The organism is Gordonia alkanivorans NBRC 16433, from assembly GCF_000225505.1.
Classification (GTDB): domain Bacteria; phylum Actinomycetota; class Actinomycetes; order Mycobacteriales; family Mycobacteriaceae; genus Gordonia; species Gordonia alkanivorans.
Map to the genome: position 1 here is coordinate 26915 of NZ_BACI01000118.1, position 23900 is coordinate 50814.

The following is a 23900-nucleotide window of genomic DNA, read 5'->3' on the forward strand; positions in this document are numbered from 1 at the left end:
TTGTGTGGGTCACAGCAAGTTGCCGGAGGGTGGGTGTGCCGGGATCGCCGTCCGAGCGCGTGCGACGGTCCGTCGTCAGGGGATCGGGCGATCAGGGGGTCAGGGAATGGAAGTCGGCACCGGTGAGTCGGGCCGAAACCTCCCACAGTCGTTGCGCGAGTGCGGTGTCCTCGGCCGTGTGCGACCGTGGTGAACGACGGACGGGGCCGCGGATTCCGTTGAGGCCGGTTGGCCCCAGGTAGTCGTTGTTCTGCACATCCGGCATGGTGGCCGCATAGATCTGACTCAGCGAACCCCGGGCTTCGCTGTTGCCGACCGCGCGCAGCGCGAGACGGGTGGCCGCCCGGGCGCCCGGAATCCTCGGGACCATGGGGTCGAAGAGGTTCGTGGCCGAAACCCCCGGATGGGCGATGACAGACCGTAGGGGGCTCTCGGACGCATCGCTGCGACGGGCGAGTTCGGCCCCGAACAGGATGTTGGCGAGCTTGGACTGCGCATAGGCGGTCATCCGCCGGTAGGGGCGATGCTCGAAGCCGAGGTCGGCGACATCGATCGAACCCTGCCGGTGAGCGATGCTGGACAACGTGACCACCCGGGGGGCCTCGGCCCGGAGCAGGGCGGGCATGACGGTGTCCGTGAGCATGAAATGGCCGAGATGATTGACGCCGAAATGCAGTTCGAATCCCTGTGCGGTGGTGCCGAACGGAACCGCCATGATCCCCGCGTTGTTGATCGCGACGTCCAACCGGTCGGTCAGGTCGACGACTCGTTCCCCGGCGGTGCGGACCGATGACAGATCGCCCAGATCCAGCGGCACGAGACGATGATCGGCATCGGGTCCGGCCTCGCGGACTCGTTGCAGCGCAGCGCGCCCCGTCGACGCCGTCCGGCACGCGAGGATGATGCGTCCGCCGGCTCGTGCGAGAGCAACGGCGGCCCGCAGCCCGAGACCGTTGTTGGCCCCGGTGATCAGGAAGGTCCGGCCGGTTTGGCCGGGGATGTCGTCGATGCCGAAAGACGGATTCGCCAAGGGTGCCTCGGCCATGTCACTCCTACGGTTGGGCCAGGTCGGTTCGCCCCGGGTTCACGATCGGTGCGGCGGTGGCCACAGGTTACCCGGTACCGTCGGTATTGGCTACCGTAGGTAGCTGAGGTACTTTCGGATATCGGAGAACCCGTCGGCGCGGATCCGCACGGGCGCTAAGGCAGGTATGGACACTGACGAGGGAGTGGGCGGCGTGGCATCAACCGATCGAGAAAGCAAGGCGGCCAGGGTATTCGGACTGGTGCTGGCGGGTGTGGGTATCGCCCACTGGCTGCGGCCGGCGGCATTCGACGATCTCACCAGCAGGGCGTTTCCGACCGACACGCGGCGCTGGACGCTTCGCAACGGTACGACCGAGGCTCTCCTCGGCGTCGCGATCGCGAGTCGGCGCCTGCGGCCGGTGGGGCTGGTCGGGCTGCTGGGGTACGTCGCCTTCCTCGCGTGGCGTGGCGTGCAGGCCCGGGGCTGAGGGCGAGTCATGCCTTCTGTGTTGATCACCGGCGCGGGCCGGGGAATCGGTCGTGCCATTGCGCAGCGACTGGTATCCGAGGGGTGGACCGTTTTCGCCGGGGTGCGGGACGAGGGGTCGGCACCACCCGGTACCAGTCCGGTGATTCTCGACGTCACCGATCCGCAGCATCTGGCGGATCTTCCCGGCGCGTTGCCCGAGTCGCTCGACGCTCTGGTCAACAACGCCGGAATCGTGGTGTCGGGGCCGGTTGAGGGGTTGTCGCCGCAGGACTTGCGGTCGCAGTTCGACGTCAACGTCCTCGGTCTCGTCGCGGTGACGGCCGCGGTCCTGCCGCTTCTGCGCGCAGCGACCGGACGGATCGTCCACATCGGCTCGTTGAGCGGACGGATCTCGACACCGATGACGGGTGCCTACAACGCGTCGAAGTACGCCGTGGAAGCGCTCGCCGATGCGCAGCGCATCGAACTCAGACCCTGGGGGATCTCCGTGTCGGTCGTCGAACCCGGACCGGTGGACACCGATATCTGGCGCGACGCGCCGTCCACATTGGCCCGCGCCGCGAAATCGCTGGCCCGATCGACACAAGACCTGTATTCCCCGCATATCGGCGGTATGCGGCGAACAATCAGGTTCGTGCAGCGCTCCACGGTCTCGTCGGAGACGATCGCCGAGAAAGTCGCGACCGTGCTCGCCGCCCGGCGGCCGCGAGCGCGCTATCCGGTCGGCCGCGGCGCACGGTTGCAGCTCGTGGCCACCTCCGTGACGCCGACATGGCTGTTGGACCGGGTGCTCGCGGCAGGAACCGGCATACCGGCACGGATCCCATGACCGAGTGGGACGAGTGAGTCCACGCATCGTGGTCTTCGGCGCCACAGATCTCACCGGCGGTCTGGTGGCGCGGGACTTGTCGACATGGGCGCACAGCCGCTTCTCGCCGGCCGCGACGAGCGGAAGCTGAGAGCGCTAGCTGCCGAGCAACCTCAGCCCGGCGAGCGTGTACGCCTTCGCCGCAGTGACCAGATCTGCGATGGCGACCGACTCGTCGGGCTGATGTGCGTCGGTGTTGATGTTGCCCGGGCCCAGGACGATCGACGGGATACCGAGGTCGCGGGTGACGAAACCGCCGTCGCACGCGGCGCTCCAGCCGCCCACCGAGGTCGCGGTGCCGGCGTCGGTGACCGAGCCGACCGCAGCGGTGACGAGCGGGTGGTCCGCGGCGGTCGCGAAACCGGGCATCTCCATGGTGACGCGCACGTCGACGGTGATGCCGTCGGTGTCGATCTTGTTGTCGTGGATGGTCTTCCGGAGGTCCTCGGCGATGGCGTGCGGATTCTCGAAAGGCATCAGGCGACGGTCGATGCCGAGGGAACACGTCGGCGCGACGACCGAGATGCCTTGTCCACCTTGGATGGTGCCGACGTTCCAGGTGCCGCAGCCGAGCAGGTCGTCGAGCGTCTCGTGAAGGTGTTCGTGGTCGGCGCGGATGATCTCGACGATCGCCGCGGCGGCATTGATGGCACTGCGCCCGTCGGCGGGACGGCCGGAATGGGCGGCGCGGCCGGTCACGTCGATCTCGATGTACGACGCACCGCGGCAACCGCGGACGATCTGCATGTCGGTGGGTTCGGCGACGATGCAGCCGAGGAAGTCGTGATCGGCGGGACGGCCGACGAAGTCGCGCACGCCGATGCCGTGCTCCTCCTCGTCGACCGTGCACACCAGGCGCACCGGGCCGGAGAGCGCGACGCCGAAGTCACAGGCCCGCGACAGCACGCTCATGGTCGCCACGACGGCCGCGATCCCGCCCTTCATGTCGGTGGTGCCACGCCCGTAGAGGCGGCCGTCACGCGTCCGCACCGTGTATGGATCGGCGGTCCAGTTGGGGCCCGCGGGCACGACGTCGGAGTGACCGAGGAACATCAGCCCCGGCCCGTCTCCGCCGGGGAGGGTGGCGATCAGGTTGGGGCGCTGTGGCGCCACCTCGTGGGTGTCGACGTCGAAGCCGAGCGCGCGGCACGCCTTCTCCAGGATCTCGACGGCGGCGCCCTCGGTGCCGCCCGGATTCTCGCTCGGCGCCTCCACCAGCGCGGTGGTGAGCGCGGTGATCGCGGCCTCGTCGATCAGGTCGACGAGGGACTGCTCGGCCGGACTCAGCTCAGTTACGTGTTCACCGCTCACCGTGCCATCTTCTCAAGACTGGACGTGAGGCGTCGAATACCTTCGTCGATCCGGTCCGGCGTGCTCGACGCGAAGCACAGGCGCATCGAATTGCGGAATCGGCCGCCCGGCGACAGTGCCGGGCCCGGGATGAAGGCGACGCCATCGGCCAGGGCGATCTCGAACAGCTCCCGGGTGTCGATCTCGGCGAACTCCTCCCGCAGCGTCACCCACAGGAAGAAGCCGCCTTCCGGGTTCGTGGTGACCACGCGGTCGCCGAGGTGGCGGGCGATGGAGTCGAGCATGGCGTCCTTGCGCTCGCGATACAGCGAGCGGATGCCGGCGAGATGGTCCTCGAGGCCACCACGCGCGATGTACTCCGCCACGATGTGCTGGTTGGGCACGTTGGTGCAGGTGTCCATGGCCTGCTTGCCGTTGATGAGCAGCTGCCGCAACGACGGGTCGGCGTCGACCCAGCCGACTCGCCAGCCGGGAGCCAGGATCTTCGAGAAGGTCCGCACCGAGAAGATCAGCGGATCGCCCGGGCTCAGCGTCTGGAAGGTGGGGATGTCGGTACCCGCGAAGCGGAGCAGCCCGTACGGGTCGTCATCGATGATGACCGAACCCCAGGTGTGGGCCAGGCGCAACAGCTCGCGGCGTCGTTCCTCCGACATCGTGACCCCGGACGGGTTCTGGAACGTGGGGATCGTGTAGATCGCCTTGGGGGTCTTGTGGGTGTGCGCCACCAGATCGGCGAGCTGGTCGACCTGCATGCCGTCGTCGTCGACGGGCACCTCCAGCAGTTGTGCCCCATAGGACAGCGCGGTGGCGCTGCCATTGGTGTACGTGGGGGACTCGACGATGACCAGGTCACCGGGGTCGACGAACAGCTTGCAGGCGAGGTCGAGGCCCTGCATGCCGCCGGTGGTGATCACCAGACGGTCGTGGGTCGACGGATCGGGCGTCGTGGCGAGGTAGTCGACGAGCAGCTGCAGCAGCCGCGGTTCACCTTCGGTGGCGCCATAGGTGAACGACGTGTGGTCGAGGATCTCGCCGGCGATCTGACGGAACTCGTCGGCCGGAACGGCCTCGTCGGCCGGTGAACCCATCGCGAAGCGCACGATGTCGTGGGACTGTGCGGCAAGCAGGGAGGTCGACGAGTCGATCATCGACCCGACCAGGTCCTTCGACCGCCCGGCCAGAGGCAGCGTGGGGCCGGAATGCCGTACGTCGTTCACGGGTTCGGTCGTTGTGGTCATGTCGTGCACCTCGTCTCACCAGGCCTTCGTGGCTCGTCGCTTTCGCTCCTCGCACCTCAGGCAGCAGTTGGGTTGTCGTGTATTCCTTGGGCTTCAGGTGGCGTTGTCTATTTCTGGATCAATTCCCGCGGGAACGACGTGAAACACTCGACGCCGGTGGGGCTCACCCGCACCGATTCGGAGAGCTCGAAACCGTAGTTCTCCATCCACATTCCGCAGACGATGTGGAAGGTCATGTTGGTCTCCAGGATGGTCTCGTCCTCGGAGCGGATGCTGATGGTGCGCTCACCCCAGTCCGGCGGGTACCCGATGCCGATCGAATACCCCAGGCGCGACGGCTTTTCGAGGCCGTACTTGGCCAGGGTCCAGTTCCAGGTGGAGGCGAGTTCGCGTGTCGCCACACCCGGCTTGATCGCCTCGAGGACGTTGTTCAGGCCCTCGGCGGTCGCCTTCGCGACGTAGTCGAGATCCTTGTGCGGAGTGCCCAGCGAGACCGTCCGTGCGAGCGGGCAGTGGTACCGGTTGTGGGCGCCGGTCAGCTCGATGACCACCGCCTCGTCCTCGACGAAAGTTCCCTGATGCCAGGTGAGATGAGGGGTGTCGGCCGCCGCGCCGGTGGGCATCATCGGCACGATCGCCGGGTAGTCGCCGCCGTAGTCGGGTGTCCCGGTGATCTGTGCCTGTGAGATCGCCGCCGCCGCATCACACTGCCGCACACCGACGTCGATCGTGTCGATCGCCGCGCGCATGGCCTCCGAACACACCATCCCGGCCTGACGCATCAGCTGGACCTCGGCCTCGGACTTGACCGACCGCACCCAATTCACGAGCTCGAAGTTGTCGACCAGCTTCCACTCCGGGATCGCATTGTGCAATGCGCGATAGGCCTTGGGGGAGAAGAAGTGCGAGTCCATCTCCAGGCCGACCGATCCGCCACGGGAGGCCGGCGCGATCGCGTGCCGCTGACGGAGTGACCACGCGACCCAGTCGAAAGGATGCACGTGGGGTCGGTGTACGTAGCTCTCCGGGTAGCCGACGATCTGGTCGTCCGGCAGCCATGTGGTGCGGTGCGCACCACGGGCGTCCATCTCCCGGGCGTAGAAGACCATCTCGCCCTCGATCGGGACGAACAGCATCTGCGGGGTGTAGAACGACCACGCGTTGTACCCGATCAGATAGAAGATGTTGGCCGGGTCGGTGACGATGATCGCCGACAACCCCTGACGGTCCATGAGTTCACGGACCTTCGTCAGGCGCTGTTCGTACTCGCTGTCGGTGAACAGCTGAGCACCGAGGTACATGGGCTTGCTACTCCTTGGTCACACGTCGGTGGTCGGGGGATGTTCTGTTCGCGTACTCAGCGGCGGATCGGCGTCGCCGTGTACTTCATGTCGAGGAATTCCTCGATGCCCACGCGGCCACCCTCGCGGCCGAGGCCGGACTCCTTGACACCGCCGAACGGCGCGGCCGGATTCGACACGATGCCCGTGTTGACCCCGACCATACCGGCTTCCAGCGCTGTCGACAGGCGAGCGCAACGGTCGACGTCCTGGCTGAAGAAGTAGGCGACCAGACCCCATGGGGTGTCGTTGGCGAGGGAGATCACCTCGTCGTCGGCAGCCGGATCGAGGGGGTTGTCGGCGTCGCCGAACGGGATGATCGCCGCGACCGGACCGAAGATCTCGTTGCGCACCAGGTCGGCCTCGAGCCCGACACCGGTCAGCACCGTAGGCGGGTAGAAGAAGCCTGGACCCTCCGGCGCCTCCCCGCCGCAGGCCACGGCGGCGCCCTTCGACACCGCGTCGTCGACGAGCGAGGCAACCTTCGCGACGGCCTTGGGTTCGACGAGGGGTCCGACCTGTGTTCCGTCGGCGGCGCCGTCGCCGACCTTCAGTGCGGCCATCTTCGCCGTGAACAGTTCGGTGAACTCGTCGATCACGCTGCGGTGCACGAAGATCCGGTTCGCCGCGGTGCACGCCTGACCGGTGTTGCGCATCTTGGCCAGCATGAGTCCGTCGACCGCGCGGGAGATGTCGGCGTCGGCGCACACGATGAACGGGGCATTGCCGCCGAGCTCCATGGAGGTGCGCATGACGGTTCCGGCGGCCTGCCGCAGCAGGGTCTTGCCGACCTCGGTCGAGCCGGTGAAGCTGACCTTGCGGGCGAGCCCGCTGTCCATCCACTCGGTGACCACCGTCGACGGATCGGTGGTGGTCACGACGTTCAGCACGCCGGCGGGCAGACCGGCCTCGACGAGGATGTCGGCGAGGAGAAGGGTGGTCAGCGGGGTGAGCTCGGCGGGCTTGAGAACCATCGTGCAGCCGGCCGCGACGGCCGGCCCGATCTTGCGGGTTCCCATGGCCAGCGGGAAGTTCCACGGCGTGATCAGGATGCAGGGACCGACGGGCTGCCTGCTCACCACGATGCGGGTCCCGCCGTCTCCGGTGGTGGTGTGGTCGCCGCCGATGCGCACGGCCTCCTCGGCGAACCACCGGAAGAACTCGGCGCCATAGGCAACCTCACCCTTGGCCTCGGCGAGCGGCTTGCCCATCTCGGCCGTCATCACCGAGGCGATCTCGTCGACCCGGCTCATGATGAGTTCGTAGGCGCGGTAGAGGATTTCGCTCCGGTTCCGCGGCGACGTGGCCGCCCATTCCGCCTGATGCGCGGCCGCGGTCTCGAGTGCGCGTCGGGCGTCGGTCGCGTCGGCGTCGGCCACCTGGGCGAGCACCTCGCCGGTCGCGGGATTGAGCACGTCGAACCGGTCGCCGGCGGCGGCCGGAACCCATTCACCGCCGATGAACAGATCGGTGTGGATCGACGAGATGGCGTCGGGGACCTGGGTGGTGGCGATGGCCGTCATGATCGGGCTCTCCTCGGTTGGTCGGAGGTCGGTCGGGGTCGGGTCGTGGAGGTGAGAAGCTCGGCGAGGTGGACCCCGCGGATCTCGCGTGCGTCGGTCAGTCCGTCGTCGACAGCGGCGAGGTGTTCGACCGCCATCGCGCAACTGAATCCGTCGGTGACGACGGGGCGATGCGGGTCGTCGCGTAGCGCGGGTGCGAGGCCGTTCTCGGCGACGGCCATGCTGACCTCGTAGTGGCCCTTCTCGAAGCCGAAGTTGCCCGCCACACCGCAGCATCCGTCGGCGGAGTGCACGGTGACGCCGAGCGCTTCGAGAGCGGCGGTGCCGGTGCGTGCGCCGAAGACCGCGTACTCGTGGCAGTGGGTCTGGAGGGTCACCTCGTCCGGAAGGGACGGCGGTTGCCATCCTGCGTCGAGGAGGGTCGGGAGGTGGGCGGCGAAGCTGCGTACCCGGGCGGCGACGCGGCGCGCGCTGTCGGTCGGTATCAGTTCGGGCAGATCCTTGGCCAGTGACGCAGCGCAACTCGGCTCGGGCACCACGATGGGTCGGTCGGTGCCGTCGTCGAGATTCGCGGCGGTGCGCCGAAGGGTACTGCGCGCCTTGCCCAACTGCCCGGTGGAGATCCAGGTGAGGGCGCAGCAGTTGTCCGCCGAACAACCTACCTGCTCGCCCGTAGCGCCCAGTACCTCCGCGGCGGCGGCGGCCACCCGCGGGCGGAAGGCGTGGGTGAACGAGTCGACGAACAGGATGACCTGCGAGCTCGGGGACACCGGGGCGAGATCGGCGAGATGCGCCTTGCGGGCGCGCCGGGTCGCGAAAGCCGGCATCGTGCGACGGGGGTCGAGGCCGCCGGCGCGTGCGGCCAGACCGCTGATCTTCGACGACAGCGCGCGATTGATCAGCGGCGCAACCGTTCCGGCCACCGTCAGCCAGGCCGGCATCCAGCCCAGGGAGTAATGCGACAGCGGGCGCAGACGGCGGCGGTAGTGGTGGTCGAGGAACTCCGACTTGTAGGTGGCCATGTCGACGCCGGTCGGGCAGTCCGTCGAACATGCCTTGCAGGACAAGCACAATTCGAGAGCGTCGGCGACCTCGGGTGAACGCCAGCCCTCGTCGACCGATGGGGCCGTGCGCACCATGTCCTGGAGGACGCGGGCCCGACCCCGCGTCGAGTCCTTCTCGTCGCGGGTCGCCCGGTAGCTGGGGCACATGACGCCGCCGGTGTCGGCGCGGCACCGGCCGACGCCGATGCAGCCCTGGACGGCGTGGACGAACGGATCGAGGAGCGGGAGCTCGTGAGAACCGCCCCTGGCCTCCGCCCCCGAGGGAGCCGCCGCCGACGTATCGTCGCCGGCGCCGCTGCTGAGGGCGGATCTCGGGGTCGTATCTCGGGAGTCGTGGCCGTGGCCGAGGTCGAAGGTGGTCGGCCAGGTGCGCCGGGGGACGTCGGCGAGGGCGAGGTCGGCGGTGATGGACAGCGGGTCGACGATGCTGCCCGGGTTGAGGTTGCCGGTCGGGTCCCAGATCGACTTGAAGCGCGCGAAGGCGGCCATCATCGCCGGTGAGTACATGATCGGCAGCAAGGCCGAGCGGGCCCGACCGTCACCGTGCTCGCCCGACAACGAACCTCCGTGACGCACAACGAGATCCGCGGCATCGGTGCAGAAGTGTTCCATCACGGCGCGTCCGTCGGGGGTGCGCAGGTCGAACGTGATGCGCACATGCATGCAGCCGGCACCGAAGTGGCCGTACATGACACCGGTGAGGCGGTGCCGGTCGAGGAGTTCGGCGAAGTCGTCGAGGTAGTCGGCCAGACGCTCGGGGGCGACCGCCGCATCCTCCCAGCCGGGCCAGGATTCGTAGTCGCCCCCGACGCTTTCGTCGTCAGGGTCGGCCAGGCGCGACGACAGGCCGGCGCCGTCCTCGCGGACGCGCCACAACGCCGTGCGCCGTGCCGGGTCGTCGACGACGGTGGCATCGATCATCCGGCCCTGGCCACGCAGGTGGTCGAGGAGTCGCTTGGCGGTCGCCGGAACGTCGGATTCGCCCTGTGTCTGGGCGCTTTCGGAGTCGATGTCGATGAACAGCCAAGCCGAACCCTCGGGGAGGCCGGCGACCGTGTCCCGGCCGCGGCGCGCTGCCATCGTGGCGACGATCTTGCGGTCGATGCCCTCGATGGCCGACGGTGCGAACGGGAGGATCGCGGGCACATCGCGGGCGGCGTCGGCGGGGGAGTGGTAGCCGACGCAGAGCAGGAGTTGCGAGGTGGCGACCGGGACGAGGCGCACCTTCGCAGACACCACGATCGCGCAGGTCCCCTCGCTCCCGACGAGTGCACGGGCGACGTCGAATCCGTTCTCCGGCAACAAACGTGCGAGGTGATACCCCGAGACCTGGCGGGGGATGGTCTCCAGTTCGGTGCGCAGGATCGCGAGGTTGCTCGACGCGAGTTTCCGCAACTCGTCGGTGATCTCGGCGGCCCGCGCCACGGCCTTCCGGTCGTGGGGATCGGTGGCGTACAACCCGTCGCGCGTCGCGGTGAGCAGCATCCCGTCGGCGGTGACGAGGTGCAGTTCGATCACGTGGTCGCTGGTGCGTCCGTATCGAACGGAGTGATTTCCGCAGGCGTCGTTGCCGATTGCCCCGCCGAGGGTTGCCCGTGACGCCGACGACGGGTCCGGGGCAAAGGTCAGCCGTCCTTCCGTCGCTGCACGAGCCCGCGCCGCCAGAGTGGTGAGCACGATGCCCGAACCCGCTACGGCGCTCGAGTTCTCGGCATCGACCGACAGCACCTGATCCAGGTGACGGGACAGGTCGATGACCACTCCGTCGCCGATGGCGTTGCCCGCCATCGAGGTCCCGCCGCCGCGCACGATCACCGGGACGCCGATGGCGTGACATCGCGCGACGATCGTCGCGACCTCGCGCGCAGACCGCGGGAAGGTCACGGCCCGCGGCGGGATGCGGTAATTCGAGGCGTCGTAGGAGTATTCGGCCAGACGGCGGGGCGAGGCGTCGGCATCGATGCCGAGGTCGGCGAGCTCGTCTGCGATGTCCACCGGCCTAACCCAGTGCGGCATGCAGCGCCGCGCCGAACCGCGCGACACCGAGGTCGATCTCGTCGGCGGTCACCACCAGCGCCGGGATGAGGCGGACGACGTTGGCCGACGGCCCGCAGGTCAGCGTCAACAGGCCCTGTTCCGTGGTGGCCTGCTGCACCGCGACGGCGGCCGGGGCGTCGGGCACCCGGTTGCCGGCGGCATCGGTGGAGACGAACTCGATGCCGGCCATCAGGCCGAGGCCCCGGACGTCGCCGACGCCCGGGAACGGCGCGCACACCTCGCGAAGCCCCGCGAGCAGTTGCTCTCCGCGCACGCGGGCGTTCTCCACGAGTCCCTCGGCCTCGATGACCTCGAGAGTCGCGACCGCGGCTGCGGCGGCCACGGCGTTGCCACCGTAGGTTCCGCCCTGCGATCCCGGCCACGCCTTGCTCATCAGCTCGGTCGACGCGGCGATCGCCGAGATCGGGAAGCCCGACGCCAGACCCTTTGCGGTGACGATGATGTCCGGGGTCAGGCCCTCGGCGTGCTGGTGGCCCCAGAATCTGCCGGTGCGACCGAACCCGGCCTGCACCTCGTCGAGGATGAGCAGGATGCCGTGGCGGTCGGCGCGCTCGCGCAGGCCCTGGAGGAATCGGGGCGGCGTCGGCAGGTAGCCGCCGTCGCCGAGGACGGGCTCGATGAGGAACGCGGCGGTGTCGTTGGGTGCGACGCGCGACTGCAGGAGGTAGTCGAGCTCCCGCAGCGCGAAGTCGACCGCGGTGTCGGTGTCCCAGCCGTAGCGGAAGGCGTAGGGGAACGGTGCCATGTGCACGCCGCCCATCAGCGGGGAGAAGCCGGCCGAGAAGCGGGTGCCCGCGGTGGTGAGGCTTGCGGCCGCGACGGTGCGGCCGTGGAATCCGCCCTGGAAGACGATGATGTTCGGCTTCGCGGTCGCCATGCGGGCAAGGCGGATCGCGGCCTCGACGGCCTCCGAACCCGAGTTGGCGTAGAAGACGGAGTCCAGGCCGGCCGGCAGGACCGCACCGAGTCGTTCGGTCAGCTCGAGCAGCGGCGGGTGCATGACGGTCGTGTACTGGGCGTGGATCACCTTGGCGCACTGGGCCTGCGCGGCCTCGACCACGTGCGGGTGGCAGTGGCCGGTGCTGGTGACGCCGATGCCGGTGGTGAAGTCGAGGTAGTCGCGGCCGTCGGTGCCGTGGATCCAGGACCCCAGCGCATGGTCGACGACGACCGGCGTCGCCTGCTTGAGCGCAGGACTGAGTGAGGCCGTCTGGTGGATGCGGGTGGGGGAGTCAACGCCGGCAGTCATGGGTACACCGTGACGCTAGATCGTACGATTGTCAACAATGTGACAGTCGGCGGTGCTCAGGGGTTGTTCTCGGGCTACGGTGGCCGCATGAGCACCCGACGTCCGGTCCTCGCGCTCCTCGGTGCCCCAGGTGTCGCGCCGCCATCGAACCTCGATCAGCTCGCCGAACTCGCCGAGATACGCCATTGCGTCGCAGACGATCTCGCGGATGCGCTGCCGGGTGCGGACGCGTTGGTGTTGTGGGACTTCTTCTCTCGGGCGCTCGCCGACAACTGGGGTGAGACGACCGCGTCGCTGAGGTGGGTGCACGTCTGCGCGGCAGGTGTCGACTCGCTGCAGTTCGACGAGCTGAAGACCTCCGATGTGGTGGTGACCAACGCGCACGGCGTGTTCGACCGGCCCATCGCCGAGTTCGTCCTCGCCTCGATCCTCGCCCGGGACAAGCGGTTACACGAGTCGATGGCCCTGCAGCGCGATCACGTGTGGAAGCATCGGGAAACCGTCGGCACGTCGCGTACCTCGGCCCTCGTCATCGGGACCGGCGGAATCGGCCGAGCCACCGCGCGGCTACTCCGTGCCGTGGGGATGCACGTCGTCGGCGGCGGGCGAACCGCGCGGGAGTCCGACCCCGACTTCGGCCGGGTCGTCGCCACCGCCGAACTCGCCGAGCATGTCGGCGACTTCGACAACGTCGTCACCATCGCGCCGCTGACCCCACAGACCGCCGGGATGATCGACGCGGAGGTGCTCGCCGCGATGAAACCGGGCGCGCATCTGATCAACGTCGGCCGCGGCGAACTCGTCGACGAGCCGGCGCTGATCGACGCGCTGCGGTCGGGGCGCCTCGGTGCGGCCTCGCTCGACGTGTTCGCGACCGAACCGCTGCCCGCCGACAACGAGCTGTGGGATCTGCCCGGCGTCGCGATCTCGGCGCACATGAGCGGCGACGCGCTCGGCTGGCGCGAGGCGCTGTCGGAACAGATCCTCGAGAACCTGCGCCGATACGTCGGTCTGGACGACACCGCGGACGGTGCCGTCGTCGCCGAGACGCTGGTCAACGTCGTCGACAAGGAACGCGGCTACCTAACCGGAGGCGGATGACGTCGTCGCGGCGCGGCCGATAGTAGGCTGTAGCGCGATGACCACCGTCTATTTCCTGATCGCCGCCGTGGCACTCGCGGGTGCGGGCGTCCTGTTGTGGCTCGACCGGCAGCGGTCGAGCGTCGCGCGGCACCAGCGTGCGATCTGGGGGGATGAGCACGAGTTCAAGTTCCGCGAGACGGACACCAAGCTGCGCAAGGTGTTCCGTCGGGCGACGATGAACGTCCCCGATCACGTCGAGGTCCGCGACGTCGCCTACGGCCGCTACGGCGGCGTGGAGACCGTTGTCTTCGATCTCGCCGAGACCGCGACCGTGATCGCCGTCCGCCGATCCTCGCCCTCGCCCGTCGTCGTCGACCTGCGTCACGAGGATGTGCTCGCGCCCGCCGAGGAGGACGTCGAGCTCCTCGGTGCGATGGGGCCGCGGGTCATGTTCTCCAACAACCTCGACGTCGCCCGGCGCGTGTGCGACCGGCGCATGGTCGCCCTGGCCAACAAGGCCCCGGCGTTCGTCGAGGTGCTGTGGAACGAGGGCAACTGGGCGCTCGGTTCGCTTCCGCTGACCAATGATCCCGCGACGCTCAACACCGGCCTCGAAGTGGTTCGACGCTTCGCCGACCTGCTGCGCGTTCTCCCGCCGGTGCGTGAACCCGAGGACTCGCCCGACCCACGCGATCCGCACGGACCCACGCGCGCCGAGCTCGCCGACGAGAAGACCGAGTCGATGCGCGACAAGCGTCGCCGGCAGGCCGCGGCGGCTCCCGCCACAGAGGCTTCCCCGGCCGCCAAGCCGAGTGCCCCGCCGGTCCGTAAGCCGCCGCCGGCGACCGGTACCTCGTCGACGACGGGCCGGGGCATGGCCCCGATGCCGGTCCGCGGGTCCGCGACGCGCAAACCCGAGGACTCGCCGCGTCGGCCCGAGGACACCGGCGAGCGGTCGAATCGCCACCGCAGCTGACCCGACAGGGCTGATCCGAACGGTGTCGCGGACACCGTAGGGTAATCGTCATCCAGTGCACCGGCCGACAGCCGGAGAGTTCGAGAGTGAGTGGTCGCATGTCCTCGTCAAGCCCGGTTTCCGACGGCACGCCGCCCCCGGTCGACCCAGCGGCGCGGGCGCGACTCGCCGAACTGGTCCGCGAACTCGCCGTCGTGCACGGCAAGGTGACACTCTCCTCCGGTAAGGAGGCCGACTACTACGTCGACCTGCGCCGCGCGACCCTGCATCACGAGGCCTCCCGCCTGATCGGCACGCTCATGCGCGAGCTGACCGCCGACTGGGAGTACGTCGCCGTGGGTGGTCTGACGCTCGGCGCCGACCCGGTCGCGACGTCGATCATGCACGCCGACGGTCGCGACATCGACGCCTTCGTGGTGCGCAAGGCCGCAAAAGCCCACGGCATGCAGCGTCGAATCGAGGGCCCGGACATCGTCGGCCGCAGCGTGCTCGTCGTCGAGGACACCAGCACGACGGGCGCCTCGCCGTCGACCGCAGTGGAGGCCGTGCGTGAGATCGGCGGCAACGTCGTCGGTGTCGCCACCGTCGTCGACCGTGCGACCGGCGCGGACGCGGTCATCACCGGGCTGGGCGTGCCCTACCGCTCACTGCTCGGGCTGAGCGATCTCGGCCTTGCCTGACGCACCCGATCCAGACGCCGGGGTCGCCGGTCCCACCGAGTGGGTGACGGGACCGCCGGTCGGTGTGGGCCCCTGGTCGGTCGAACACCCCGGTGAGCCGACCCCGGACGACGACCACCTCGACCCCGAACTGCTCGCGACCGGCGACACCCGAAACGTCGTCGACGCGTACCGGTACTGGAAGCGCGAGGAGATCGTCGCCGACATCGACACGCGCCGGCACCCGCTGCACGTCGCCATCGAGAACTTCGCCCACGACGCCAACATCGGCACCGTCGTGCGTACCGCGAACGCGTTCGCCGTCGCGGCGGTCCACATCGTCGGACGACGCCGCTGGAACCGTCGCGGCGCGATGGTCACCGACCGCTACCAGCACCTGATGCACCACGACACGGTCGGCGATCTGCTCGACTGGGCGCGCGGAGAAGGTCTGTCCGTCGTCGCGGTGGACAACACTCCGGGATCGCGTCCGCTGGAGACCGTGGAACTTCCGCGCGAATGCGTGCTGCTGTTCGGTCAGGAAGGTCCGGGCGTGAGCGACGACGCGCAACGTCAGGCCGACATGACGGTGTCGATCGCGCAGTTCGGGTCGACCCGCAGCATCAACGCCGGAGTGGCTGCCGGGATCGCCATGCACGCGTGGATCCGGCAGCACGCCGATCTGGATCAGGCCTGGTAGACGACTACTCGGCCGGGGGAGTGGGGGCCGGATCCTTCGAGGGGGCCAGCGGCTCCTCCTCGACGGGACGCTTGCGAGCCCGCAGGATGCGCTTGCCGATCTCCGAGATGATCGGGAGCACCGACACGAAGACGATGAGCAGGAAGATGTAGTCGACGTTGTCGCGGATGAACGCGATCTGTCCGAGGAAGTAGCCGAGCAGGGTCACGCCCGCGCCCCAGGCCACCGCGCCGACGATGTTGTAGGTCAGGAAGACGGGGTACCGCATCCGGGCGGCGCCCGCGACGAGCGGCGCGTAGGTACGGACGATCGGGACGAAGCGGGCCAGGATGATCGTGACCGGGCCGTGCTTCTCGAAGAACTCGTGGGCCTCGTCGATGTAGACCTGTTTGAGGACCTTCGCGTTCGGTGTGAACAGCGTGTACCCGAGTTTCTTGCCGATCCAGTACCCGACCTGGTCACCGAGGAATGCGGCGATCGGGATGGTCACCAGCAGCACCCACAGCGGCGCGAACGGCTCGATGTCGGCCGACTTCGCGGCGACGATCAGGCCCGCGGTGAACAGCAGGGAATCGCCCGGGAGCAGCGGGAACAGCAGGCCCGACTCGATGAACACCACCAAGAGCAGACCCGCCAGCATCCAGGTGCCGAACGAGTTGAGGAGGTTGACCGGATCCAGGAATCCCGGCAGAAGTGCCAGGTTGGTGGTCGTGGTGGCAAGTGCTGAGTCGATCACGGGAACCCAGAGTACCTGCGCGGGCGAGGAGGGTGGAATCGCGCGGGAACGGCGTCGGTGCGCCGCCCGGGAGCGATCAGCCCGCAGCCCCGGCGGGCCGGCCGTTCGACGAGCCGAGTCTGCGTTGGACGAGCGCCACCGCGCCGACGATCGCGGCACCCAGGACGAACATGCCCAACGCCCCCGGCCAGTCGTCGCCGATGGGCATCGGCGCACCGTCCGCCGGGTCCTGCCATGGCCACAGGGCTCGTAGCGAACCCAGCAGCAGGCCGGCGGCGCCGACCATCGCCAGGCTGTGGTGTGTGCGCAGCAGCCACTCGAGAGCCTGGACGAACGAGGCGAGGCCCACGACGGCGCCGGCGGCGAAAACCCCCAGATACATGAGGTCGCGGTCGTCGACGGCGGCCAGCGTCGGTGCGTAGAGACCGATCACGAGCAAGAAGAACGAACCCGAGACGCCCGGCAGGACGAGTGCGCAGACCGCGACCGACGCTGCGAAGAAGACCGCCACGAGCGGCGGATCGGACACCTCGGACCGCGGCAGCGACGTCAGCACGAACACGAGTACGGCCATCATCACGAACGTCAGGACGGCGGACAGTTTCGACGAGGTGGTCGTGAACGTACCGCGCGGGATCTCCTGGAACGGGATGGCCACCGACACCGCGATCATGCCGATGAACAGAGCCCGGGAGTACACCGGCTGCTCGGTGACGAATCCCTCCATCACGCCGGCGATCGAGAACACCGCGATCGCCATTCCCGCCAGAACCGGGACCATTAGCCACCAGTCGACCCGGTTGGCATCGTCGGATCGGACGCCCCGCAGGCGACGTGCCGGGAACGTCGTCGCCGCCTTCGCCGTCGCGATGAGCCGGTCGTATATGCCGGTGATCAGGGCAACGGTGCCGCCGGAGACTCCCGGGATGGTCTCGGCCACGCCGATGAGGGCACCGCGGCCCACATCTGAGGCCACGGTGACCGCCGACGGTCGGGGGGACGGGTTGTCAGCGGGCGGGGAGTCGTCGGACCGGACCGGAGAACGTGAGGCTGCCACACCGAGATCCTATCGATGTCTCTCGGTGCAGGTCCGGGCCCGAATGGTGGGCGCACCGGCCGGTGTGGCACCTGCCATACTGAGGGAAGTCCGGCCGCGGGAAGTCCGGCTGCTCGCCACGGCGCATCAACCGTGGGCGAGAGAACCCGAACACCAGAGCACATCAACACCCTGGAGGATTCGTCGATGCCCATTGCAACCCCGGAGCAGTACGCCGAGATGTTCGACAAGGCGAAGAAGGGTGGTTACGCATTCCCCGCGATCAACTGCACCTCGTCGTCGACCATCAACGCCGCGATCAAGGGCTTCGCCGACGCCGGCAGTGACGGCATCATCCAGTTCTCGACCGGTGGTGCCGAGTTCGGTTCGGGCCAGGGCGTCAAGGACATGGTGACCGGTGCCGTGGCACTCGCCGAGTTCGCACACGTCGTCGCCGCCAAGTACGACGTCCTCATCGGCCTGCACACCGACCACTGCCCCAAGGACAAGCTGGACACCTACGTGCGTCCGCTGCTGCAGATCTCGCAGGAGCGCGTCGACGCCGGCCGCAACCCGCTGTTCCAGTCGCACATGTGGGACGGCAGTGCCGTGCCGCTCGACGAGAACCTGGAGATCGCCAAGGAGCTCCTCGCCAAGGCGGGCGCGGCCAACATCATCCTGGAGATCGAGATCGGCGTGGTCGGCGGTGAAGAGGACGGCGTCGAGAACGAGATCAACGACAAGCTGTTCACCACCCCCGAGGACTTCGAGAAGACCATCGAGGCACTGGGCGCCAGCGACTCGGGCAACCGCTACCTGCTCGCCGCCACCTTCGGCAACGTCCACGGCGTCTACAAGCCGGGCAACGTCAAGCTGCGTCCCGACGTGCTGAACACCGGCCAGGAGGTCGCCGCCAAGAAGCTGGGTCTGGCCGATGGTGCCAAGCCCTTCGACTTCGTCTTCCACGGCGGCTCGGGCTCGCTGAAGAGCGAGATCGACGAGGCGCTCAGCTACGGCGTGGTGAAGATGAACGTCGACACCGACACCCAGTACGCCTACACCCGTCCGGTCGCCGGCCACATGTTCGGCAACTACGACGGCGTCCTCAAGGTCGACGGCGACGTGGGCAACAAGAAGGTCTACGACCCGCGCAGCTGGTCGAAGAAGGCCGAGGCCAGCATGAGTGAGCGCGTCGTCGAGGCGTGCAACGACCTCAAGTCGAACGGCAAGTCGCTGACCGCCTGATCGTCTGACACAAGTTCTGCCCGCACCCCCGCGAGGGTGCGGGCAGAACTGTTTTCGAGCCCTGGTCGGACTCGACGTGGGGTCGTCCGGCGGTGACCTCACGCCGGGGAGGTGGAACGGCCGCAGCGCGTCAGGAGGTGAGCAAACCGACCATCACCGCCACCGCCAGCGCGATCATCACGAGCGCGGAGACGAGGACCGCGGGATCGGTGCGTGAACCGGACCCCGAGCCGGCGCGTGCACCGGTGCTCCGGGGATGCGTGGGCCGGATACGCCGCGACGGACCGCTCGACACGGGCGGAGGTGTGGGGCGCCGAGGGGTGAAATAGGCGGGGACATCCGACGGCCGATCCCGCTGTTCCGGCGGGCCGTCATACCGGACCGCATCCGGGACATGCTGCGGCGGCGGGGGTGTGGTCGACGGGGGACCCCACCCCTGACCGCCGGTCACGTGGGGTTGCACACCTTCCAGTCATCACCCTCGCGCTGCAGGTTCAGCGTCACCGTCTCGGGGGCGTCCGGGGCACTCGTGTGTACCGCGACGACCTCCACCACGGCCAGCTCGCCGCCCTCGACCACTCGGACGGCGTTGATCGCCTGGGTCTGGACGAGCTCGTTGCGTGCCTTCTGTGCGTCGTAGGTCTTCTGGTAGGCGGCGTCGTCGAAGTCCTCGTAGAAGGCATGGAGCTCGCCACACGTGACCGAACGCAGGGTCTCGAGGTCGCCCTCGTACAGCGCGGTCGTGTAGTCGAGCGCCACCTCGGCGGCCTCGTCGGCCGGCGGGGTCGCCGTCATGTTCTGGTAGGCGAAGATGCCGCCGATGACCGCCGCGATCACCACGAGGATCGCGGCGACGGCGATCAGCGGGCCCATGCCGCGCTTCTTGGTGGTCCTGGTCGGCCTGCTGCCGGGGATGACCTGCGGCTGTTGTGTCGTGGTCGTCCACTCGCCGGTCGACGGCGCGGTGACCGCGGGCTCGGGGACGGTGTCGGTGCGCTCATCCGGCGTCGCAGCCTTCGCGCCGGCCGCGGCTGCTGCACCGGCAGCGGCTGCTGCCGGAATCACCTTCGTGGTGGCATCGGAGTCGTCGGCCGGCTCGTTTTCCGGCGTGGCCGTCGCGGGGTCGTCCTCGCCCTTCGCCAGCGATATCGCCTCGGTCGGGGCGTCGGCGGCCGGTGCCTCGTCGTCGGTCGCGGTGGCGCCTGCGTCTCCGGCCCCGGCCTCTTCGACTTCGGCGCCCCCGGACTCCGCACCCTCGGACTCCGCACCCTCGGGTTCGGTCGGCTCGTGCTCCGCTTCGGGTTCCTCTGCCTCGACCCCGTCAGTGGCGTCGGAGGGCTCCTCGGTCGCGATGGCGGCCTCGTCGGCGGGCTCGGCAGCCTGTTCGGCTTCGGCGTCGGTGTCCTCGGCCTCGCCTGCCGCAGGGGCGGATTCGGCCTCGCCGTCGGCGACGGAATCCTCGGACTCGGCTTCCGCGCCGGCCCGGTCGGTGACATCCTCGCCCGTGGTCTCGTCGTCGTCGCCGGCCACGGCAGCACCGGCGGCTGACGCACCCACGGCGCCCGCCGCGACGGCGGCAGCAGCTGCGCCCGCCCCGGACTCGTCGGTGACGTCGGGCTCGGCGGCTTCGGCGGTTTCCGACTCGGCGTCAGCCGAGTCCGACTCGACCGCGTCCGAGTCCGTGCCCGGCTCCTCGGCATCCGCCGGCTCGGCGGCCTCGTCCAGCGCCGAAGGCTCATCGGCCACCGGCTCGGTGGCTTCCTCGGCATCTGCCTCGGCATCTGCCTCAGCCGGCTCGGGCGCCGCAGAGGTCGCGTCGATGTCGTCGAGATCTTCGAGTTCGCTCGGGTCGGGGAGATCCTCGCGGCGGATCACGGTGGTCTTGGAGTCGCTCGGACCCAGGCGGGCGGGCTTGCTCTCCGGCTCGGCCGGGGTTTTTTCGGCGTCGGATGTGTCGGCATCGGGAGTGTCCGCGGCGTCGGTGCCGAGGGGATCGATCGAGTCCAGATCCTCGAGATCCTCCAGCGACGGCAGGTTGTCCCGGCTGATGATCTGGGTCGCACCGTCGATCCCGCGCCCGCCCTTCGGCTTCGGAGCCTTGGCCGAGGCCTTCTTCGCGGGGGTCTGGGCATCAGAAGCGTCGGTGCCGGTGTCTGCCGCGTCGTCGGCTTTGTTCTCGGCGGTGTCGTTCTGGGTGGGATCGTCCACGGCTGGCTCGTGGCCCTCTCTGCTGGTGCTCTGGTTCTCGGCGTCGTCGCCGGTCGGAACAGTATCCGGGGTGATGTCCGCGATGTCCGGACGAGATCGGGAATTCTGGCCGGATTTCGTTGCGGGTGGCCTCGACGGGGCGGTGCCCGGTGTGTCGCCGGGGCCTGCGTCGGATCGGCCGGTGAGCTCCCGACCCGCGTCCGCGCCACCAGGAGCGGACGCAGCGGGCCCGGCGCCGGCGCCCGGTCGGCCGCTCCGCCGTGAGCGACGTTCGTCCCGGGCCTGGCGCAGCGTCGAAAGTGCTTTGGTGACAGCAGCTCTCGGCTTGTCGGATCGAGCCATCGACTGATCACCCCGCATTCTGCCCATCGCATGGTTTCGGTCCGGCCACCGAGTAGCTCGGCGACAGGACCGATTGCGCCATTCACCCTAGCGAATCGTCGGCAGGTCCAGCACTACGGCGTTCGGTCGATGCGGTCACAGGAGCGGGCTCGATGCTTGAATGGGTACATGACGTCTTTCGGAGATCTCCTCGGCCCGCAGCCGGTTCTGCTCACCGGCGACGACGACGCCGAGTCGGACCTGCTCAACGGGGCCGTCCCGGCCGAGGTCGCGGCCGCCCATCCCACCGCCTCCATCGCCTGGGCGTATCTCGCCGAGGCGGCGCTCGCAGCCTCGACCGCAGCCGGCGAGGCCGGCGACACCGGTGCCGTCATCGCCGCCTACGCCTACGCGCGGACCGGCTACCACCGCGGGCTCGACCAGCTGCGTCGTCACGGATGGAAGGGCTTCGGTCCCGTTCCGTGGAGCCACGAACCCAACCGCGGATTCCTGCGATGCGTCGGTGCCCTTGCCCGGGCCGCGGAACTGATCGGCGAAGAGGACGAGCACCTGCGTTGCCTCGACCTCCTCAACGACAGCGATCCCAGGGCGGCCACCGAGCTCGGCCTGGTCTGACCGACCCGCGACTCGTCGAATGTCGGCAGCCGCGAGCGACTCGTTCCCGCGCAGGGTCTACGACTCCCTGCCCGGTGCGCTGAAACGACGCCTCCGTCGACTCCGGGTCTCCCTGGTTCCGATCGTCCAGTGCGCACTCGCCGCGGGCCTCGCGTGGTGGATCGCGATGCACGTGTTCGATCACCCGGACCCGTTCTTCGCGCCGATCGCCGCGGTGATCTCACTCGGGTTGGGCCTCGGGCGGCGCTGGCGCAGGTCGGTCGAACTCGTCGGCGGTGTCGCGATCGGCATCCTCGTCGGCGATCTCTTCATCGGTGCTGTCGGAGAGGGTGCCTGGCAGATCATCGTGGTGGTCGTGCTGGCGATGGCACTCGCCGTGCTGCTCGACGACGGCCCGCTGATCCCGATGCAGGCGGCGTCGTCGGCCGTCCTGGTCGCGACACTCCTGCCGCCCGGCGGCGTCGCCGGATTCCACCGGGCCATCGACGCGTTGATCGGTGGGCTCGTCGGAATCCTGGTGGGCGCACTCTTTCCCGTGAATCCCGCGGCACGGGCGCGCGAGGATGCCGCGGGGGTACTCGTCACGGTTCGTGATGCGGCGCGGTCGGTCGCCGCGGGTTTGCGTAGCGGAGATGCGGAGACGATCGCCGCCGCGCTCGAATCCGCACGCGGTACCCAGTCGGCGATCAACATGATGCGGGCCGACATGTCCGGGGGCAGAGAGGTCACCCGGATCTCCCCGTTGTACTGGAGTTCTCGAACCCGCCTGGACCGGCTGGTCGCCACGGCCGATCCCATCGACAATGCGGTCCGCAACCTGCGGATCATCGCGCGGCGATCGCTCGCCATCACCCAGCGCGGGGAGACGGTGCAACCGGCGCTGATCGACATCATCGACGACATCGGGGGCGCCTTCGAGGTCCTGCGGGCGATGATGATGGCCGATCCCGGCGACGATCCCGATCCGGTGGAGGCGGCCCGCGTCGTCCGGTCCATCGTCCGCAAGGCGCGCATCGAGCTGGCCGCGAACAGCGATCTCTCCGAGGCCGCGTTGCTCGCGGAGATCCGCTCCCTCCTCGTCGACCTGCTGATGATCGCCGGGCTGCGGCGCTCCTCGGCGCTGGCGACCCTGCGGAGCTGACGCGCGCCGGTGTTGCCTCATATGCAGACTTCTGCATATATTGACCGCCATCATGGGTCATTCACACTCGCATTCCCACACCCCCGGGACAGGCGTCGCGGGGGAGCGGCGGCTGTGGCCGATGGTGCTGGCGGTCGCGCTCATCGGCGGATTCTTCGTCGTGGAGCTCGTCACCGGCATCCTGGTCAACTCGCTCGCGCTGATCGCCGACGCGGGGCACATGCTCACCGACGTCGTCGCACTGATCATGGGCCTGATCGCGCTGCTGCTGGGTCGTCACGGCCGCACCACCGACGCCCGTAGCTTCGGCTGGCATCGGGCCGAGGTGTTCACGGCCGTCGCCAATGCGGTCCTGCTCATCGGGGTCGCGGCCTTCGTCCTGATCGAGGCCATCGAACGAATCGGCAACGATCCCCAGGTCCCCGGGCTGACGCTGATCATCGTGGCGCTGCTGGGCCTGGCGGTGAACCTCGTCGTGATGCTCCTGCTCCGTGCCGACGCGAAAGAGTCCATCGCCGTCCGCGGCGCCTACCTCGAGGTCCTGGCCGACGCCGTCGGCAGCGTCGGGGTCCTGATCGCCGGCATCGTCGCGCTGACCACCGGCTGGGGCTATGCCGACATCGTGGTCGCGGTCCTCATCGCCCTGTGGGTGGTGCCGCGTGCGCTCCGGCTCGCGATCGACGCGCTGCGCATCCTCAACCAACAGGCGCCGGCGCACATCGACGTCGAGTCCCTGCGCTCCGATCTCGCCGGAATCCCCACCGTCGACGATGTCCACGACCTGCACGTCTGGACGCTGACCACCGGCATGGACGTCGCCACCGTGCACCTGGGCAGCACCCGGCCCAACTCCGAGGTGCTGCCCGCCGCGCAGGCGATCCTGGCGCGCCACGGGCTCGAGCACGCCACGGTTCAGGTGGACAACGACGATCAGGGACGATGTCGTGACGAGATGACGTGGTGAGCCCGCGTCGATGAGCCGAAAATGTCGG

The 23900-nt window shown here is 68.9% G+C and carries 21 protein-coding genes; 10 read left to right on the top strand and 11 right to left on the bottom strand.

Annotated features, from left to right (window positions below):
- Positions 1-91: 91 nt before the first annotated feature.
- Positions 92-1045 (bottom strand): oxidoreductase, encoded by a 954-nt coding sequence (locus tag GOALK_RS21610; RefSeq protein ID WP_006360976.1) that lies wholly within the window; start codon positions 1043-1045, stop codon positions 92-94.
- A 193-nt stretch (positions 1046-1238) separates the two neighbouring features.
- On the opposite strand from GOALK_RS21610, the gene GOALK_RS21615 reads away from it, so the two are divergent.
- Together GOALK_RS21615 and GOALK_RS21620 are read left to right on the top strand one after the other, a co-directional pair.
- Complete coding sequence (locus GOALK_RS21615) at positions 1239-1514, top strand: DoxX-related protein (RefSeq protein WP_040004424.1); 276 nt, start codon at positions 1239-1241, stop codon at positions 1512-1514.
- A 9-nt stretch (positions 1515-1523) separates the two neighbouring features.
- Positions 1524-2345, top strand: coding sequence for an SDR family oxidoreductase (locus GOALK_RS21620; RefSeq protein WP_006360978.1), 822 nt, complete (start codon positions 1524-1526; stop codon positions 2343-2345).
- Between the two features lie 135 nt (positions 2346-2480).
- Here the strand turns inward: GOALK_RS21620 and GOALK_RS21625 are convergent, their stop codons facing one another.
- The 6 genes from GOALK_RS21625 to GOALK_RS21650 all read right to left on the bottom strand — a co-directional run bounded on the left by GOALK_RS21625 (position 2481) and on the right by GOALK_RS21650 (position 12167).
- Entirely contained in the window at positions 2481-3695 is a 1215-nt protein-coding gene (locus tag GOALK_RS21625) for a M20 family metallopeptidase (protein ID WP_006360979.1), read from the bottom strand.
- Entirely contained in the window at positions 3692-4933 is a 1242-nt protein-coding gene (locus GOALK_RS21630; protein ID WP_005198194.1) for an aminotransferase-like domain-containing protein, read from the bottom strand. The genes GOALK_RS21625 and GOALK_RS21630 overlap by 4 nt, the downstream gene beginning before the upstream one ends.
- Before the next feature lie 107 nt (positions 4934-5040).
- Positions 5041-6234 (bottom strand): M24 family metallopeptidase, encoded by a 1194-nt coding sequence (locus tag GOALK_RS21635; RefSeq protein ID WP_006360981.1) that lies wholly within the window; start codon positions 6232-6234, stop codon positions 5041-5043.
- Positions 6235-6290: 56 nt separating this feature from the next.
- The gene (locus GOALK_RS21640) at positions 6291-7796 is read right to left on the bottom strand and encodes an NAD-dependent succinate-semialdehyde dehydrogenase (RefSeq protein WP_006360982.1); all 1506 of its coding nucleotides are present in this window, start codon (positions 7794-7796) and stop codon (positions 6291-6293) included.
- The gene (locus GOALK_RS21645) at positions 7793-10876 is read right to left on the bottom strand and encodes an FAD-binding and (Fe-S)-binding domain-containing protein (RefSeq protein WP_006360983.1); all 3084 of its coding nucleotides are present in this window, start codon (positions 10874-10876) and stop codon (positions 7793-7795) included. Before GOALK_RS21645 ends, GOALK_RS21640 begins: the two co-directional genes overlap by 4 nt.
- Positions 10860-12167, bottom strand: a complete 1308-nt coding sequence (locus tag GOALK_RS21650) for an aspartate aminotransferase family protein (RefSeq protein WP_006360984.1) — start codon at positions 12165-12167, stop codon at positions 10860-10862. The genes GOALK_RS21645 and GOALK_RS21650 overlap by 17 nt, the downstream gene beginning before the upstream one ends.
- Positions 12168-12254: 87 nt before the next feature.
- On the opposite strand from GOALK_RS21650, the gene GOALK_RS21655 reads away from it, so the two are divergent.
- From GOALK_RS21655 to GOALK_RS21670, 4 genes are all read left to right on the top strand, one after another.
- Complete coding sequence (locus GOALK_RS21655) at positions 12255-13268, top strand: D-2-hydroxyacid dehydrogenase (protein ID WP_040004413.1); 1014 nt, start codon at positions 12255-12257, stop codon at positions 13266-13268.
- A 37-nt stretch (positions 13269-13305) separates the two neighbouring features.
- Positions 13306-14226 carry a TtfA family protein gene (locus GOALK_RS21660; protein WP_006360986.1) on the top strand — a complete coding sequence of 307 codons (921 nt, stop codon included), beginning with the start codon at positions 13306-13308 and terminating at the stop codon, positions 14224-14226.
- Positions 14227-14324: 98 nt separating this feature from the next.
- Complete coding sequence (gene pyrE, locus GOALK_RS21665; RefSeq protein WP_006360987.1) at positions 14325-14906, top strand: orotate phosphoribosyltransferase; 582 nt, start codon at positions 14325-14327, stop codon at positions 14904-14906.
- Positions 14899-15585, top strand: a complete 687-nt coding sequence (locus GOALK_RS21670) for a TrmH family RNA methyltransferase (RefSeq protein WP_006360988.1) — start codon at positions 14899-14901, stop codon at positions 15583-15585. Before pyrE ends, GOALK_RS21670 begins: the two co-directional genes overlap by 8 nt.
- A 4-nt stretch (positions 15586-15589) precedes the next feature.
- Here the strand turns inward: GOALK_RS21670 and GOALK_RS21675 are convergent, their stop codons facing one another.
- A complete protein-coding gene (locus GOALK_RS21675; protein WP_006360989.1) occupies positions 15590-16321 on the bottom strand; it encodes a VTT domain-containing protein in 732 nt (243 codons plus the stop codon).
- Positions 16322-16397: 76 nt separating this feature from the next.
- A complete protein-coding gene (locus tag GOALK_RS21680; RefSeq protein ID WP_006360990.1) occupies positions 16398-17378 on the bottom strand; it encodes a DUF368 domain-containing protein in 981 nt (326 codons plus the stop codon).
- Between the two features lie 186 nt (positions 17379-17564).
- Between GOALK_RS21680 and fbaA the strand changes: the two genes are divergently transcribed.
- Positions 17565-18602 carry a class II fructose-bisphosphate aldolase gene (fbaA, locus tag GOALK_RS21685; RefSeq protein ID WP_006360991.1) on the top strand — a complete coding sequence of 346 codons (1038 nt, stop codon included), beginning with the start codon at positions 17565-17567 and terminating at the stop codon, positions 18600-18602.
- Between the two features lie 130 nt (positions 18603-18732).
- Here the strand turns inward: fbaA and GOALK_RS21690 are convergent, their stop codons facing one another.
- Together GOALK_RS21690 and GOALK_RS21695 are read right to left on the bottom strand one after the other, a co-directional pair.
- Positions 18733-19053, bottom strand: coding sequence for a hypothetical protein (locus GOALK_RS21690; protein ID WP_006360992.1), 321 nt, complete (start codon positions 19051-19053; stop codon positions 18733-18735).
- The gene (locus GOALK_RS21695; RefSeq protein ID WP_232283201.1) at positions 19050-20810 is read right to left on the bottom strand and encodes an Rv0361 family membrane protein; all 1761 of its coding nucleotides are present in this window, start codon (positions 20808-20810) and stop codon (positions 19050-19052) included. The genes GOALK_RS21690 and GOALK_RS21695 overlap by 4 nt, the downstream gene beginning before the upstream one ends.
- Positions 20811-21320: 510 nt before the next feature.
- Here GOALK_RS21695 and GOALK_RS21700 point away from each other — a divergent pair.
- From GOALK_RS21700 to GOALK_RS21710, 3 genes are read left to right on the top strand one after another with little or no spacing between them, the layout of a single operon-like run.
- Positions 21321-21767: a DUF3151 domain-containing protein gene (locus GOALK_RS21700; protein ID WP_006360994.1), complete on the top strand. Its 447-nt coding sequence runs from the start codon at positions 21321-21323 to the stop codon at positions 21765-21767.
- 19 nt (positions 21768-21786) lie between these two features.
- Entirely contained in the window at positions 21787-22908 is a 1122-nt protein-coding gene (locus GOALK_RS21705) for an FUSC family protein (RefSeq protein ID WP_006360995.1), read from the top strand.
- A gap of 52 nt (positions 22909-22960) precedes the next feature.
- Entirely contained in the window at positions 22961-23872 is a 912-nt protein-coding gene (locus tag GOALK_RS21710; protein ID WP_040004414.1) for a cation diffusion facilitator family transporter, read from the top strand.
- Positions 23873-23900 lie beyond the last annotated feature (28 nt).

Excerpts from the sequence above, each read along its gene's own strand:
- GOALK_RS21610 (WP_006360976.1), bottom strand. The coding sequence starts at position 1,045 with ATGGCCGAGGCACCCTTGGCGAATCCGTCTTTCGGCATCGACGACATC.
- GOALK_RS21620 (WP_006360978.1), top strand. The coding sequence starts at position 1,524 with ATGCCTTCTGTGTTGATCACCGGCGCGGGCCGGGGAATCGGTCGTGCC.
- GOALK_RS21630 (WP_005198194.1), bottom strand. The coding sequence starts at position 4,933 with ATGACCACAACGACCGAACCCGTGAACGACGTACGGCATTCCGGCCCC.
- GOALK_RS21635 (WP_006360981.1), bottom strand. The coding sequence starts at position 6,234 with ATGTACCTCGGTGCTCAGCTGTTCACCGACAGCGAGTACGAACAGCGC.
- GOALK_RS21640 (WP_006360982.1), bottom strand. The coding sequence starts at position 7,796 with ATGACGGCCATCGCCACCACCCAGGTCCCCGACGCCATCTCGTCGATC.
- GOALK_RS21645 (WP_006360983.1), bottom strand. The coding sequence starts at position 10,876 with ATGCCGCACTGGGTTAGGCCGGTGGACATCGCAGACGAGCTCGCCGAC.
- GOALK_RS21650 (WP_006360984.1), bottom strand. The coding sequence starts at position 12,167 with ATGACTGCCGGCGTTGACTCCCCCACCCGCATCCACCAGACGGCCTCA.
- GOALK_RS21655 (WP_040004413.1), top strand. The coding sequence starts at position 12,255 with ATGAGCACCCGACGTCCGGTCCTCGCGCTCCTCGGTGCCCCAGGTGTC.
- GOALK_RS21660 (WP_006360986.1), top strand. The coding sequence starts at position 13,306 with ATGACCACCGTCTATTTCCTGATCGCCGCCGTGGCACTCGCGGGTGCG.
- pyrE (WP_006360987.1), top strand. The coding sequence starts at position 14,325 with ATGTCCTCGTCAAGCCCGGTTTCCGACGGCACGCCGCCCCCGGTCGAC.
- fbaA (WP_006360991.1), top strand. The coding sequence starts at position 17,565 with ATGCCCATTGCAACCCCGGAGCAGTACGCCGAGATGTTCGACAAGGCG.
- GOALK_RS21700 (WP_006360994.1), top strand. The coding sequence starts at position 21,321 with ATGACGTCTTTCGGAGATCTCCTCGGCCCGCAGCCGGTTCTGCTCACC.
- GOALK_RS21705 (WP_006360995.1), top strand. The coding sequence starts at position 21,787 with ATGTCGGCAGCCGCGAGCGACTCGTTCCCGCGCAGGGTCTACGACTCC.
- GOALK_RS21710 (WP_040004414.1), top strand. The coding sequence starts at position 22,961 with ATGGGTCATTCACACTCGCATTCCCACACCCCCGGGACAGGCGTCGCG.